Here is a 13,842-nt window from a genome sequence, read left to right as displayed (position 1 = left end):
CAGAACCATGCGCACGGCACGTTCACGGACTTCAGGGGAGTAGGTCGTGGTCTTTCTCATGGCCTCATCTTCTCAAGAGTTGAGGCCTCCACGAAACCCGGGGCGGTTCACTCTATGGCCTGGAAGCGATGGCGACCAAGGATGGCCAGGCTGGTAAAACGCCTGGCGATTGCCGCCGAACAACCTTGAGAGGTCAATCAGATGTCCGCCGATACCCTGACGATCACGCTGGACCCGGAGCTCCTTGCGCTCTTTAGCCGCTACGAGAAACATACGCAGGTCACTGCGGCGTATTACATCGACGAATTGCTGGCCAAGACCCGGCCGACCCTGCAGGCCGTGGTCGAGGCGCTGGACGAAGCCGCAGGCGACCCCGAGGCGCTGGCCCGGCTGTTCGGCAACAAGATGGCCAGCCTGATGCAGCCGACCGATAAGGCCACGGCCTGAGTCCATCTGTTGGACAGTGAGCTGCGCCGATACTCTGTGGGAGCGGGCTTGCCCGCGAAGAATACGACGCGGTGCATGGCACCGGCTTCGCCGGTGTTCGCGGCGGTTCGACGCCTCGCCAAGCCCGCCGCCACAGGGACCCTGCTAAATCCAGGAGATGTCCTGCCGGCGATGAGCTGCGTAGCAGCCCCAGTAAAGCCTGTAGAAACCTTACTGCCTGCCATTACGGCTGGCCGCGTCTTGGCTCTGCTGCAGGCCCATCATCTACAAGAACATGCCACCCAACGGCGAGGAGGCATCGGCGCTCAATCGGCGCGGCATGCGCCCTGCCAGGTAGGCTTGGCGACCGGCCTCGACCGCTTTGCGCATTGCCGTGGCCATGCGGATCGGCTCGCGGGCGCGGGCAATCGCGGTGTTCATCAGCACGCCGTCGCAGCCCAGCTCCATGGCGATGGCCGCATCGGAGGCGGTGCCGACACCGGCATCGACGATCACCGGAACCTTGGCGTTTTCCACGATCAAGCGGATGTTGTAGGGGTTGCGGATGCCCAGCCCGGAACCGATCGGCGCGCCCAAGGGCATCACCGCCACGCAGCCAAGCGCCTCCAGGCGTCGGGCCACCAGCGGGTCGTCGCTGGTGTAGGCCATCACCTTGAAGCCCAGCTCGGCCAGTTGCTGGGCGGCAACCAGGGTTTCGCCGATGTCTGGGTAGAGGGTCTGGCTGTCCCCGAGCACTTCGAGCTTGACCAGGTCATGGCCATCCAGCAGTTCGCGTGCCAGCAGGCAGGTGCGCACGGCATCCTTGGCCGTGTAGCAGCCTGCGGTATTGGGCAGCAAGGTGTAGCGCTGCGGGGTGATCACCTCGAGCAGGTTGGGCTGGAGGGCATCCTGCCCAAGGTTGCTGCGGCGCACCGCAAAGGTGACGATCTGCGCCAGGCTGGCCTCCACTGCAGCGCCCGTCTCGGCCAGGTCGGCGTAGTGCCCGGTGCCGACCAGCAGGCGTGAGTCATAGGTTTGGCCAGCAATGATGAGCGGGTCGCAGGTTGTGTTCGCGATGGTCATAGGGGCTCCGGTGAGAGGGGCAGGGCGATCAGCCGCCGCCGATGGCATGCACGATTTCCAGGCGGTCGCCCTGCTGCAGGCGCAGCCCGGCATACTCGCTGCGCGGCACGATGCCGAGGTTGTGTTCGATGGCCACGCGCCGCGTTTGCAGCTGTAGCCGGGCGAGCAATTGCGCCAGGTCGATACCTGCCGGCAACAGCTGGGCCTCCCCGTTGATCGTGACTTCAATCATTCAGGTTCTCCTGTCGGTGACGGCTTCGTGCTCGCAGGGTGAGGGCGCTGGCGCTGCGCTTGAAGAGCCAGTCGCGGCTGTGGCGTTAGTCCAGTGTGGCGATTGCACGGCTGGCATCATCCATGGGCGATAACTGGTTCTAACTGCGCGCGCTGCTTGTTCTTAGTTTCATCTCCAGGGGTGGATCGGGGAGTGCTGCATTGCGATGCCGAGTACTGCTCCTTCATCTATCGGCGCCTGGCGTTCATCTCCTGCCCGGTGACCCATAACAAAAATGCACCAGTCGAGAGGTAAGCATGAAAACAACTGCGCACGAGTACGATGCAGCCCAGGCGTTGGCCAGCGACCGCGCCCACGTGTGGCATCACCTGTCCCAGCACAAACCGCTGGAGCAGAGCGATCCGTTGATGATCGTCGAAGGCAAGGGCATGCGGGTCTGGGATGCCAAGGGCAACGAATACCTGGATGCGGTCTCTGGCGGGGTATGGACCGTCAACGTCGGTTACGGCCGCGAGAGTATCGCTGACGCGGTGCGCGACCAGCTGGTGAAGGTGAACTTTTTCGCCAACTCCGCAGGCAACATTCCCGCGGCCTTGTTCGCCCAGAAACTGATCGAGAAGATGCCTGGCCTGAGCCGGGTGTACTACTCCAACTCCGGTTCCGAGGCCAACGAGAAGGCCTACAAGATAGTGCGACAGATTGCGCACAAGAAGTACGGTGGCAAGAAGCACAAGATCCTGTTCCGCGAGCGGGACTATCACGGCACGACCATCACCGCGCTGAGTTCGACCGGCCAGTTCGAGCGCAAGAACCAGTACGGCCCCTTCACCCCGGGGTTCGTCGAGTTTGCGCATTGCTGCCAATACCGCTCGCAGTTCGGTGACGTGCCTGACTATGGCGTGCGCGCCGCCATGGAGATGGAGCGTGTAATCCTCGCGGAAGGGCCGGATACCGTGGGTGCGGTGGTGCTCGAGCCGATTACCGCGGGCGGGGGCGTGATCACGCCGCCGGAGGGGTATTGGGAGACCATTCAGGCAATCTGCAAGAAGTACGACATCCTCCTGCACATCGACGAGGTGGTGTGTGGCCTGGGCCGCACTGGCAAGTGGTTCGGCTATCAGCACTACGGCATCAAGCCGGACATCGTCACCATGGCCAAGGGGGTGGCCAGCGGTTATGCGGCGATCTCCTGCACCGTGACCACCGAGGAGGTGTTCGAAGCGTTCAAGGGGGAGGCCGATGACCGCATGGGTTACTTCCGCGACATCAGCACCTTCGGCGGCTGCACCGCAGGCCCAGCGGCGGCGCTGGAGAACATGCGCATCATCGAGGACGAGGGCTTGCTGGAGAACGTCACCCACATGGGCGAGTACTTCATGGGCCGCCTGCGCGAGCTGCAGGACAAGTACCCAGTGATTGGCGATGTACGCGGCAAAGGCCTGTTCTGTGGCATGGAACTGGTCAAGGACCGCAAGACCAAGGAGCCGGTGCCGGAGAGCGTGGCGATTGCCATCGTCGCTGACTGCATGCGCCAAGGGGTGATGATCGGGCGCACCAACCGAAGCTTCGAGCAGTTCAACAACACGCTGTGCTTCAGCCCGGCGCTGATCGCCACGCAAAAGGAACTGGACGAGATCATCGTCGCCCTGGATGGCGCACTGGGTCGCGTTGCAATCTGATCGATAGGTTTCACCAGGGTTGACCGGTCCTTTGGCTTTGTCGAGGGTCCGGTCTTTTGTGTCTCTGCGACGTTAATATGTCGAGCGCTGGATAGTCTTGCCGAGGGGTTGTTGCTAGTCTGCTCGACGATCGCCGCGCTGGTGCTGGGCTGGCGAGAGCATTCTTGAGCGACTGGCCGAGTGCTGTGCGGTACCAGCGCTTATCGTTCGTTCAGTCGAGGCCGCTATGTTCCAGCTGTTCCATTTGTCTGCCGATAAATCCACCAATCTGCAACAGCAGCTGCGCGAGCAAATCGCCCAAGTGATACTCAACGGCAATATACCGCCGGACAGCCCGTTACCTTCCAGCCGCAAGCTGGCCAAGCAGCTCAACATCGCACGCAATACCGTGGTCCTGGCCTACGAGCACCTGCTCGACGATGGCTACCTGATCGCGCGTGAGCGCAGCGGCTACTACGTCAATCCCGATATCCTGGCACACAAGGTCGACGCGCCGCGTGCTGACCAGGACGAGGCCGTCGCCACCACGTTGGACTGGTCGCAACGGCTGGTGATGCAGCCCTCGCAGCAACGCAACATGAGAAAACCACGGGATTGGCAGAGCTACAAATACCCCTTTATCTACGGGCAATTCGACCCAGCCCTGTTTCCGACCGCCAACTGGCGTGGATGCTGTCGCGATGCGGTGAGCATCCCGGCGATCCGTGACTGGGCTTCGGACCGTTTCGACAACGACGACCCCTTGTTGATGGAGCAGATCAGGACGCGCCTGTTGCCGCGTCGCGGTGTCTGGGCTTCGCCTGAACAGATCCTGGTCACGGTGGGTGCGCAGCATGCGTTGTACATGCTGGCGCGTCTGTTGTTGCGCCCCGACAGCCTGATGGGCATCGAAGAGCCGGGCTACGTCGATATCCGCAATATCGCCATGCTCAACCCCTCGCGCATTCAGCCGCTGCCGGTGGACAACCAGGGCCTGATACTGAGCGAGAAACTCAATGACTGCGACCTTATCTACACCACGCCCAGCCATCAGTGCCCGAGCACCGTGACCATGCCCCTGGAGCGCCGCTACGAACTGTTGCGGCGGGCCAAGGAGCACGATTTTCTGATCATCGAGGACGACTACGAAAGCGAGACCAACTTCAAGGGCAACCCGATCCCGGCGCTCAAGAGCCTGGACAAGAACGACCGGGTGCTTTACGTCGGCAGCCTGTCAAAGACCCTGGCTCCTGGCTTGCGAGTTGGCTACCTGGTCGGCCCCGAAGCCTTGATCCGTGAGGCACGGGCGTTGCGTCGACTGATGGTGCGTCATCCTGCGGCGAACAATCAGCGTTCGGTAGCGCTGTTCCTCGAGCGCGGTTACCACGATGCGTTGATCCTGAGCCTGATGCGCGCCTACGAGGAGCGTCATCAGCAGATGGGCGATGCCCTGCGCGAGTACCTGCCGGAGTCCTCCAGGGAGCCGAGCTTCGGCGGCTCCTGCTACTGGGTGAAGGGGCCGGATGGCCTGGATGCGCGTCGCTTGCAGGAGGAGGCCGCCAACCACGGCATCCTGATCGAGCCCGGCGATATTCATTTCTTCGGTGAGCAGCCACCGCTCAACTACTTCCGTCTGGGCTACTCGTCCATTCCGGCCGAGCGTATCCGTCCGGGAATCAAATTGCTTGCCGAGCTCATCGAGCGGCTTTGCTGACCACGCCCATCGAAAATCACCCCCTCGGGCAGGCAGTGTCGAGCACGCATTTCGGCGCTGCCTGCTGGCTTAACAGGTAGTCCCCAACTGGTTCTATCGGCCACTTCCCCCGCCCTCCTACTCTAGCCCCAAGGCAGCCAGCCCTCGCTTGCAAATGAACGAGGGACGGCTCGCTCGACTTGCCCCAAGACTCCATCAAAACAACAACAGGAGAGTTCGGCATGCGTAAAGGCGCCGCACAGAGCAAGCACCACAAGTCCCCGCTCCGCCTCCCTGTACCTGTCCTGATGCGTATCCCCCTGTGCCCATGCTGCTGAAAGGCTGAGCCCGAGTAGTTGGCGGCATACCTTAAGTAACGAGAGGAGTATCGATATGCCACGCATGACCCCCAGCGAAGCAATGGTTGAAACACTGGTCGCCAATGGCGTGACCGACATCTTTGGCATCATGGGTTCGGCCTTCATGGATGCGATGGATATCTTCGCTCCGGCGGGTATCCGTTTTATCCCGGTGGTCCACGAGCAGGGCGCCGGCCACATGGCCGATGGTTACGCACGGGTCAGCGGCCGTCATGGCGTGTGCATCGCGCAGAATGGCCCTGGCATCACCAACTTCGTCACCGCCATCGCCGCTGCCTACTGGGCACACAGCCCGGTGGTGGTGATCACGCCGGAAACCGGCTCGATGAGCCAGGGCCTGGGTGGTTTCCAGGAAGCCCAGCAACTGCCGTTCTTCGAGACCATCACCAAGTACCAGGCCCATGTGCCTAACCCGGCGCGGATGGCCGAGCTGACCGGCCGTTGTTTCGACCGGGCGATGCAGGAAAACGGCCCGACCCAGTTGAACGTCCCGCGTGACTTCTTCTATGGCGATATCAACGTCGAGATTCCTGCACCGATTCGCATCGAGCGCAGCGCCGGTGGTGAGCAGAGCCTGGCCGAAGCCGCCCAGATCCTGGCGGCAGCGAAGAACCCGGTGATCATCTCCGGCGGCGGCGTGGTCATGGGCGACGCCGTCGAGGCCTGTAAAGCGCTGGCCGAATACCTCGGCGCGCCAGTGGTCAACAGCTACCTGCACAACGACTCGTTCCCGGCCAGCCACCCGCTGTGGTGTGGCCCACTGGGCTACCAAGGCTCCAAGGCGGCCATGAAGCTGCTGTCGCGTGCCGACGTGGTCCTGGCCCTGGGCACCCGCCTGGGCCCATTCGGTACCTTGCCACAACACGGCCTCGACTACTGGCCGAGGCAGGCGAAGGTCATCCAGGTCGATTGCGACTCGAAGATGCTCGGCCTGGTGAAGAAAATCACCGTCGGTATCTGCGGCGATGCCAAGGCCGCGGCGCTCAACCTGCTCGGCCGCCTGGAGAACCTCGAGGTGCAGTGCCTGGCAAGCAAGGGGGCGCGTGCCGAGGAAATCGCCAAGGAAAAAGCCGACTGGGAAACCGAGCTGGACGCCTGGATCCACGAGAAGGACGAATACTCCCTGGAGATGATCGAGGAGCAGAGCGGCGAGCCTGGCAACTACCTGCACCCGCGCCAGGTCCTGCGGGAACTGGAAAAAGCCATGCCTGCCGATGCCATGGTCTCCACCGACATCGGCAACATCAACTCGGTCTCCAACAGCTACCTGCGCTTCGAGAAACCCCGCTCGTTCTTCGCTGCCATGAGCTTCGGCAACTGCGGCTACGCGCTGCCGACCATCATTGGTGCCAAGGTCGCCGCGCCACACCGCACCGCCATCTCCTATGCCGGTGATGGCGCCTGGGGCATGTCGATGATGGAAATCATGACCTGCGTGCGCGAAAACATCCCGGTCACCTCGATCGTCTTCCATAACCGTCAGTGGGGCGCGGAGAAGAAGAACCAGGTGGACTTCTACAACCGCCGCTTCGTCGCAGGCGACCTGGAGAACCAGAGTTTTGCCGGCATTGCCCGCGCGATGGGGGCCGAGGGCGTCACCGTCGATCGCCTGGAGGACGTCGGCCCGGCGCTCATGGCGGCTTGCGAGGCACAGAAGGCAGGCAAGACCACGGTGATCGAGATCATGTGCACCCGCGAACTGGGCGATCCGTTCCGCCGCGATGCGCTTTCCAAGCCTGTGCGCTTCCTCGAGAAGTACAGGGACTACGTCTGAGGCGCCTGGCGTCAATGCCTGTGTGGCGGGCCCAGCTCGCTGCACAGGCCATCAGGAATACGGCGATGGCGTCTTCGGGCGCCGTTGCGGCTTCGACCGTGAATACAGGAATCCAAGCATGTTGAGCACCCTTGCACCGGAATGTCCGGCGTTTTTGCTCGATCGGGCCAAGGCCCTGCCACGTGTGGTCACGGCGGTGGTCAACCCGGTCAACCTGCTGAGCCTGAGCAGTGCCAAGCGGGCGTGTGACGAAGGGCTTATCGAGCCTGTGCTGGTCGGTGATCAGATGAAGATCCGCACCCTGGCCGAAGAACTCGACTGGGACCTGCGCGACCTGCGCGTGCTGCACGCCAGTGATGAGCAACAGTGCGCCGAAGTCGCTTGCATGCAGGCTGGAGACGGTAGCGCAGCGGCCATCATGAAGGGGCACCTGCACACCGATACCTTGTTGCGTGCGGTGCTCAAGCGCGAAGTGGGGCTGCGTACTGCCAGCCGTCTCAGTCATGTGTTCCACATGACGCTGCCGGGGAGCGACAAGGCCTTGTCGATCACCGATGCGGTGATCAACGTGCAGCCTACGATCATCGACAAGATCCATATCGCCCGCAATGCCATCGAGATGATGCATGCCTTGGGCTATGAGAGGCCGCGCATGGCGGTGCTGTCCGGTACCGAGGAAGTGACGCGCAGCATGCCCTCGAGCCAGGATGCCGCCGAGCTGACCAAGCTGGCGGTGCTCGGTGTCCTGGGAGAGGCCTGCATCGAAGGCCCGCTGGCCTTCGACAACGCGGTGTCGCTGGAGGCGGCGCGCATCAAGGGCATTGGCGGTGAGGTCGCGGGCAATGCCGATATCCTGCTGGTGCCCAACCTGGAGGCGGGTAATTTCCTGTTCAAGCAGATGGTGTATTTCATGGGCGCCACGGCTGCTGGCCTGGTGCTGGGCGCACGGGTGCCGATCATGCTCACCTCGCGTGCCGACCCGGTGCAGGCGCGTCTGGCATCCTGCGCGCTGGCGTCCATCGTCATCGACCATCACCGGCAATCGCGCGGGCGCTTTGCGTAAAAAACCAAGCAATCCCGAGACCCCAAGGAAAATCACGATGGCTGTGCAACGTTATGGCTTTATCTTCAAGGCGCCTGGTATGCAGTTCCTCACCCACAACGGTAGCCTTGAATCGGACACCTTCACCGCGACCGTGTGCGGCGTAGCGAACGTCGGGGAAGCGCAGATCGTGGCCCAGGAATTGTTGACCCGGCATGTGCAATTGATCGAGCTGTGCGGCGCTTTCACCGAGGCCGAAGTCGAGCTGGTTCGCAGCGCCATTGGCGACCGGATTCCCGTGGCCGCCGTGCAGTACAACCCTGAGACTCGCCAACGCCTGCAGCAGTTGAGCGACTGAGCGATTTGGGGCCGCTTTGCGGCCCTTCGCGGGCAAGCCCGCTCCCACAGGGGCCGCGTAAAGCCACTATCAGTTCTCTGCGTGACAGCGCAGCCCAAAGGCTAGGTGATCTCCCACAGGGATCGCGCATTTCCTGAACCTTGTGGGAGCGCACCTTGCCCGCGAAAAGCTGCAAAGCAGCCCCGGTAAAGTCTGTAGAAGCCTTAACTGACTGGCATTAGGGCCTGTCTTCAGGGGGCGCAGCGTGCAGGAGCCATTTCAGCCTGCCTGGCGGACAACACCCGCCGCCCCCACCAATCACTCCCTTCAACCAGTTGGCGGATCAGCACCTGTTGCTGCGTACTGCCGGCAAACTGCTGCGGACGCGGTAGCGTTGGAAGCGAGCAGACCAGGGCCTGGTACTGTTCTGCACCTTGCGCAAGTTCCCCGAAGCCGGGCAAGAACGGTAAGTGCGGGCACAGATAGAACAACACCTGGTGGGTTGCCGCTTGCAGGCGTTCGCTGGCGAACAACGCCCCGTTGCATGCATCGAGTAGCTCGGACGCCAACGGCAAGCCTTCGCTGCCGCCGCTTCCAATGATTTGCCCCCAGCGTGGAGCCAACGCCTGGCGAATGAAACCGTCCAGCCGGGCTGCCAGTTCATCCTCGGCAAAGCCATGAAAATCCAGGCCGAAGCAGTCCTTCAGAATGCGCAGGTACGTCTTGTCGACCAGGGTGCGCCCTGCGTTCTGCCAGCCCAGGCCGGCGGCTTTGACCAGGCTGCCGTGGAACTGCAGGAGCAGGGCATTCTCGCTGCTACGCGCGTCCATGCCCGAGGCAAATGCCGGGTGCGGCCGTGACCAGGCCTGGCGCAGCTGTTCTGCGAGCTGGACGAGGCGCAGGCGATCCTGGGTCATAGGTGTTCTCCGCAAAGCAGGTCTTAATGCACAGCAAGGGCTTGGCATGCGCGCATGACTATAGGCGGGAACATTCCGGCTCATTAGCACCAGCCAGTGATTGTGCCCTGGGCCAGCGCACCGCTGTCGTCTGGCCCCTAAGAACGCCTTGACGTGGTTCTAATGGGGGAGCGGCGCTTTCTCTAGCATCTCAGTCCAGTGATTCCCCAACCACAGGCTGGAGCTGAGAACATGACAATAAAACAGCACCACACCATTCCTCCCGTACCTGGCCAGTCGCTCGACACGGCCAAGCCGTCGTCCTCCTGGTTGATACGTCGCCAGCAGAAACTCAATCTATTGTTGCCGGGCATCATCGCCGCGATGGTCGTCGCCGCCAGTGCGTCTTTTCTTTCCGAGCATTACGGCGCACCGGTGATGTTGATGGCCTTGTTGCTGGGCATGGCATTGGGCTTTCTCTCCGAGGAGGGGCGAGCGGTCGCGGGCATTCGCTTCACCTCCAGCACCGTCTTGCGCTGCGGCGTGGCGCTGCTGGGCATGCGCATCACCGTCGAGCAGATTCTCTCGTTGGGGGGAACGCTGATGGCGGTGGTGATCGGTGCGGTGTTCCTGACCATCAGTTTTGGCATCGTCCTGTCGCGGCTACTCGGCCAGTCACGGGATTTCGGCATTCTCAGCGGCGGCAGCGTGGGCATTTGCGGGGCGTCTGCGGCGCTGGCCATTTCCGCGGTCCTGCCGCAAGACAAGGACAGCGAGCGCAACATCATTTTCACGGTGATCAGTGTGACGGCGTTGAGCACCATCGCGATGATCGCCTATCCGCCGATCGCCCAATGGATCGGCCTGGATGCCCAGCAAGCAGGGATATTCCTTGGCGCGACCATTCACGATGTGGCGCAGGTGGTCGGTGCCGGCTACAGCATGTCGGATGAAACCGGCGATACCGCGACCGTGGTCAAGCTGCTGCGTGTGGCCATGCTGGTGCCGATTGTCTTCAGCCTGTCGTTGCTGCTGCGCAAGCGCAAGGAAGGAGGCCCGCGCACGGCACTGCCATTGCCCTTGTTCATCATCTTCTTCGTGTTGTTCGTTGCCATCAACAGCAGCGGCATAGCGCCGCCACAGGTGCAGGCGCTGGCCGGCGATGTGTCGCGCTGGTGCCTGGTTACCGCGATCGCCGCCCTGGGCATGAAAACCTCGTTGAAGGCGCTGCTGGAGGTGGGGTGGCGCCCGGCGACCCTGTTGGTCAGCGAGACGGTGTTTCTCGCCGCATTGATTCTGATCGCGGTGCAATGCCTGGGATAAGCCAGCAGCATGGGGTGAGTCGTACCGCTCCTGCCCGATCGACCGACGGCTGCCGACACCTGGCGTGTGCGGCGGCCGGCTGGTTCAACCCGTAGTCTCGGTGGTATGAGCCTACAAGTGCATCTGATCTTTCTGGGGTGCGTGGCATTGGCAAGCGTCGCCCAGAGCCTCACCGGCTTTGCCTTCGGCCTGATCCTGATGGGCTTGATCGCGTCCCTGCACATGGTGCCGCTGAGTGAGGTCGCGGTGGTGATCAGTATCCTTACCCTGGGCAACGCCATGGGGACCCTGGGCGGGCCGAAACCGCAGTTGGATCGCGCGGTGCTGATGCCGGTGTTGCTCAGCAGTCTGTTGGGGGTCAGCCTCGGCGTGTGGGGGCTCGATGCGTTGAGCGGCGGCCTGATCATCTGGCTGCGCCTGCTGCTTGGCGTACTGATCGTCGCCGCCAGCCTCATGCTGGTGGTGCAGAACAAACCGAAAGCGCAGCTCTCCCGGCAGCCATCATTCTGGCTGGCCGGTGGCCTTTGCGGGCTGCTCAACGGTTTGTTCTCCAGCGGCGGGCCGCCGATCGCGTATCACCTGTATCGCCAGCCTCTGGGCTACGAGATCATCCGCAACACCCTGATCACGGTGTTTTCCGCCAATGCGGCGGCGCGCCTTGGCCTGGTCGTCGCGCAGGGGCAGATGCAGGTGTCCACCTTGTTGTTGAGTGCCGAAGCCTTGCCGTTGGTGCTGCTGGTCAGTTGGCTGGTCCGTCGTTATCCGCCGAAGTTGTCACTGTGCACGGTACGTTGGCTGGTGTTCGTACTGATGATGCTGGCCGGCGTGAGCTTGATCTGGGACTCAGTGCCGGGGCTCTTGCCTGCGACCCCGGCCTGAATCCTGACTGCATCAGTGGTTACTGCTGCAGTATGTACGTCGCCAGTGTTTGCAGCTCCTGCGAGCTCAACTGCGCGTATGGCGGCATAGGGATCGCTCCCCATTTCCCGGCGCCGCCGCTCTGAATGCTGGACGCCAGCTTGGCCACTGCCTGCGGGTCGCTCCGATATTTGGCAGCGACATCGTGATACGCCGGGCCTACCACCTGGTGATCGATCGCGTGGCAGGACAGGCAGGCATTGTTCTGAAGCAAAGCCATGGCGTCGGCTTTCGCTGCAGGGGCCGCCGAGGCTTGGCTCGTTGCCAGGTTGGAGGCCGCTTGCACATCGGCATCGCTCGCCTGGGCACTGCCATAGGTCGCCGCCAGATAGGCGCCGATGATCTTCACATCCTGATCGCTGATCGGTGCGCCATACGCCTGCTGCATCTTGCTCGCCTCTGCAGTCCATTGCGCCAGGGACATCCCCGGAGGCTGAAAATTGATGTAGTCGGCCGAATGGCAGGTGGAGCACTTCTGCAGGGCCAGGGTGTAGCCCGGTAGCGTGCTGGGCTTGAGCGCAGCCGTCTCAGGCGGCAGCGTGATCGACAGTGGCGCTGCACTGGCCAGGCTCGCCAAGCAGAATTGAGTCGCGCACAACAAGGTGGTCAACGGTTTCATGCGAGCCCCTCAGGCGACAGTCACGTGGGTGGTTTCGACGACGTGGCGACGGTAGCCCCCGGGATTCCAGTCGGCACGTAGCGGTTGTGTCTCGCCTGCGCGGTTGCTGGCGCGCACCATCAACTGGGTAGCCCCCTTGCTGGCGAAGGCGATCGCCAGTGTCCACTCACGGAATGAGAAACGCCCCAGGTCCTGCCCGAGCTGGGCTTCGAGCCAGCGCTTGCCGCCGTCGATGGAAACTTCCACCTTGTTGACCCCAGCCCCACTGTCGAACGCTATGCCCTTGAGCACCACCTGTTCTTTCAGTGGCAGGACATCACCGTGCTTGACGCTGGTGATGAAGCTGCGCACGGGCAATTTGGAAATCGGCTGGGTCTTCGCTGCCGTGGTGCCGGGGGCGACGCAAAAGCAATCGTTGTCCGGGACACGGTAGCCTTTAGCCATGAAAAAGCCGTCATCGATTTGCTCGATGACTTCGATCTCACTCAGGTGCTTGACCCAATAGGTCCCGAAGTAGCCTGGCACCACCAGACGAATCGGGTAGCCATTGAGAAAGGGCAGGTCGGTGCCGTTCATCGACCAGGCGATCATGGGCTCGCCATCCATGGCGTGGCTGATGTCCAGGGCCTTGATGAACTCCGGTGTGCTCGACAGCACGGGCTTATCAAGCCCACGGAATGTCACCTGCCTGGCTTCGGCTTTGACGCCTGCCTTTTCCAGTACCGCTTTGAGCGGCACCCCAACCCAACGGGCATTCCCCATCGAGCCATTACCCAGTTGGGCGCCGAACACGCGGGGCATGAAAAAGCCACGGCTATTACCGGAGCACTGATTGACAGCCACCACTTCCACCGGGTCGGTGAGTGTCTTGAGTTCTGCAAGAGACAACGACAGCGGGGTGTTGACCGAACCCTTGATCGTCAATCGGTAGCTGTCTGGATCGATGCGGGTAGGGAAGTTGGCCAAATGGTAACGCACGAAAAAAGCATCGTTTGGCGTGATGGGGCCCTGGTCGAAGACCGAAAATGGCGTTTCCAGGTGTGGTGGACGAGTGGTCACCAAGGTCAGCGGCCTTTTTTGCGGGTATTGCACCAGCGGGCGAGGGCCAGCAGCGAAGGTCACGTCATCGGCACTCGAGGTGGCTTCTTGGGGATCGGAGACGGCCTTGGCCAGGCTTGCCAATGGGGAGGCTGCAACCGCCAGTGTCAGGGCATCGCGTAGAACGCGGCGACGGCTCGGATGGCTGTTTTCCATAAAGCTGAATTTCATTCTGCACTCTCTATGTTTGTATTTGAGTGAGATGCAATTGACAGTTTCCCGTCAGGGGCGCGAGGCATGGATAATTCGCCCACGTTGATATTCAGCAGAAATTGACATCAGGCTATTAAGCCAACTTCTGTTTGGCGTGATGCCTCACAGGGCCATCTTCAAACGCTTGTGACGGCATGCATAGGTCCAGTT

Annotated in this window: 13 protein-coding genes; 8 read left to right on the top strand and 5 right to left on the bottom strand. The window is 62.1% G+C overall.

From position 1 onward, the window contains the following. The first annotated feature begins 201 nt into the window (after nucleotides 1-201). Nucleotides 202-447, top strand: a complete 246-nt coding sequence (locus NJF35_RS23255; RefSeq protein WP_225788757.1) for a hypothetical protein — start codon at nucleotides 202-204, stop codon at nucleotides 445-447. 264 nt (nucleotides 448-711) lie between these two features. Here NJF35_RS23255 and NJF35_RS23250 read toward each other — a convergent pair whose 3' ends face one another. Together NJF35_RS23250 and thiS are read right to left on the bottom strand one after the other, a co-directional pair. Then, on the bottom strand, nucleotides 712-1,509 hold the full coding sequence (locus NJF35_RS23250) for a thiazole synthase (RefSeq protein ID WP_253091534.1): 798 nt from the start codon (nucleotides 1,507-1,509) through the stop codon (nucleotides 712-714). Nucleotides 1,510-1,537: 28 nt separating this feature from the next. Further along, on the bottom strand, nucleotides 1,538-1,738 hold the full coding sequence (thiS, locus tag NJF35_RS23245; RefSeq protein WP_253079914.1) for a sulfur carrier protein ThiS: 201 nt from the start codon (nucleotides 1,736-1,738) through the stop codon (nucleotides 1,538-1,540). Nucleotides 1,739-2,037: 299 nt separating this feature from the next. Here thiS and NJF35_RS23240 point away from each other — a divergent pair, with 299 nt between their 5' ends. The 5 genes from NJF35_RS23240 (at nucleotide 2,038) to NJF35_RS23220 (ending at nucleotide 8,646) form a co-directional block, all read left to right on the top strand. Continuing rightward, a complete protein-coding gene (locus NJF35_RS23240) occupies nucleotides 2,038-3,420 on the top strand; it encodes an aspartate aminotransferase family protein (RefSeq protein ID WP_253091533.1) in 1,383 nt (460 codons plus the stop codon). A 226-nt stretch (nucleotides 3,421-3,646) separates the two neighbouring features. Next, a complete protein-coding gene (locus NJF35_RS23235; RefSeq protein ID WP_225788754.1) occupies nucleotides 3,647-5,113 on the top strand; it encodes a PLP-dependent aminotransferase family protein in 1,467 nt (488 codons plus the stop codon). A gap of 372 nt (nucleotides 5,114-5,485) precedes the next feature. Beyond that, entirely contained in the window at nucleotides 5,486-7,246 is a 1,761-nt protein-coding gene (xsc, locus tag NJF35_RS23230; RefSeq protein WP_253091532.1) for a sulfoacetaldehyde acetyltransferase, read from the top strand. Nucleotides 7,247-7,364: 118 nt separating this feature from the next. After that, complete coding sequence (locus NJF35_RS23225; protein ID WP_253079889.1) at nucleotides 7,365-8,309, top strand: bifunctional enoyl-CoA hydratase/phosphate acetyltransferase; 945 nt, start codon at nucleotides 7,365-7,367, stop codon at nucleotides 8,307-8,309. Between the two features lie 37 nt (nucleotides 8,310-8,346). Beyond that, entirely contained in the window at nucleotides 8,347-8,646 is a 300-nt protein-coding gene (locus NJF35_RS23220; protein ID WP_225788751.1) for a DUF6506 family protein, read from the top strand. A gap of 230 nt (nucleotides 8,647-8,876) precedes the next feature. On the opposite strand, the gene NJF35_RS23215 is transcribed toward NJF35_RS23220, so the two are convergent. Continuing rightward, complete coding sequence (locus tag NJF35_RS23215) at nucleotides 8,877-9,542, bottom strand: hypothetical protein (RefSeq protein WP_253079888.1); 666 nt, start codon at nucleotides 9,540-9,542, stop codon at nucleotides 8,877-8,879. Between the two features lie 231 nt (nucleotides 9,543-9,773). Between NJF35_RS23215 and NJF35_RS23210 the strand changes: the two genes are divergently transcribed. Both NJF35_RS23210 and NJF35_RS23205 read left to right on the top strand, forming a co-directional pair. After that, nucleotides 9,774-10,844 (top strand): YeiH family protein, encoded by a 1,071-nt coding sequence (locus NJF35_RS23210; RefSeq protein WP_225788749.1) that lies wholly within the window; start codon nucleotides 9,774-9,776, stop codon nucleotides 10,842-10,844. 117 nt (nucleotides 10,845-10,961) lie between these two features. Then, complete coding sequence (locus tag NJF35_RS23205; protein WP_253079887.1) at nucleotides 10,962-11,723, top strand: TSUP family transporter; 762 nt, start codon at nucleotides 10,962-10,964, stop codon at nucleotides 11,721-11,723. Between the two features lie 19 nt (nucleotides 11,724-11,742). Here NJF35_RS23205 and NJF35_RS23200 read toward each other — a convergent pair whose 3' ends face one another. Continuing rightward, nucleotides 11,743-12,381 carry a c-type cytochrome gene (locus tag NJF35_RS23200; protein ID WP_225788747.1) on the bottom strand — a complete coding sequence of 213 codons (639 nt, stop codon included), beginning with the start codon at nucleotides 12,379-12,381 and terminating at the stop codon, nucleotides 11,743-11,745. 9 nt (nucleotides 12,382-12,390) lie between these two features. Further along, on the bottom strand, nucleotides 12,391-13,650 hold the full coding sequence (locus tag NJF35_RS23195; protein WP_225788746.1) for a molybdopterin-dependent oxidoreductase: 1,260 nt from the start codon (nucleotides 13,648-13,650) through the stop codon (nucleotides 12,391-12,393). Between the last annotated feature and the right edge of the window lie 192 nt (nucleotides 13,651-13,842).

The organism is Pseudomonas guariconensis, from assembly GCF_024127895.1.
In the GTDB taxonomy this organism is placed as follows: Bacteria; Pseudomonadota; Gammaproteobacteria; order Pseudomonadales; family Pseudomonadaceae; genus Aquipseudomonas; species Aquipseudomonas guariconensis_B.
Note: the sequence above shows the minus strand (reverse complement) of the source record. Positions and strands in the feature narration are given on the sequence as shown.

Coding starts and splice junctions, on each gene's coding strand:
- NJF35_RS23225 (WP_253079889.1), top strand. CDS start 7,365: ATGTTGAGCACCCTTGCACCGGAATGTCCGGCGTTTTTGCTCGATCGG.
- NJF35_RS23220 (WP_225788751.1), top strand. CDS start 8,347: ATGGCTGTGCAACGTTATGGCTTTATCTTCAAGGCGCCTGGTATGCAG.
- NJF35_RS23240 (WP_253091533.1), top strand. CDS start 2,038: ATGAAAACAACTGCGCACGAGTACGATGCAGCCCAGGCGTTGGCCAGC.
- NJF35_RS23200 (WP_225788747.1), bottom strand. CDS start 12,381: ATGAAACCGTTGACCACCTTGTTGTGCGCGACTCAATTCTGCTTGGCG.
- NJF35_RS23250 (WP_253091534.1), bottom strand. CDS start 1,509: ATGACCATCGCGAACACAACCTGCGACCCGCTCATCATTGCTGGCCAA.
- NJF35_RS23255 (WP_225788757.1), top strand. CDS start 202: ATGTCCGCCGATACCCTGACGATCACGCTGGACCCGGAGCTCCTTGCG.
- xsc (WP_253091532.1), top strand. CDS start 5,486: ATGCCACGCATGACCCCCAGCGAAGCAATGGTTGAAACACTGGTCGCC.
- NJF35_RS23210 (WP_225788749.1), top strand. CDS start 9,774: ATGACAATAAAACAGCACCACACCATTCCTCCCGTACCTGGCCAGTCG.
- NJF35_RS23235 (WP_225788754.1), top strand. CDS start 3,647: ATGTTCCAGCTGTTCCATTTGTCTGCCGATAAATCCACCAATCTGCAA.
- NJF35_RS23215 (WP_253079888.1), bottom strand. CDS start 9,542: ATGACCCAGGATCGCCTGCGCCTCGTCCAGCTCGCAGAACAGCTGCGC.
- NJF35_RS23195 (WP_225788746.1), bottom strand. CDS start 13,650: ATGAAATTCAGCTTTATGGAAAACAGCCATCCGAGCCGTCGCCGCGTT.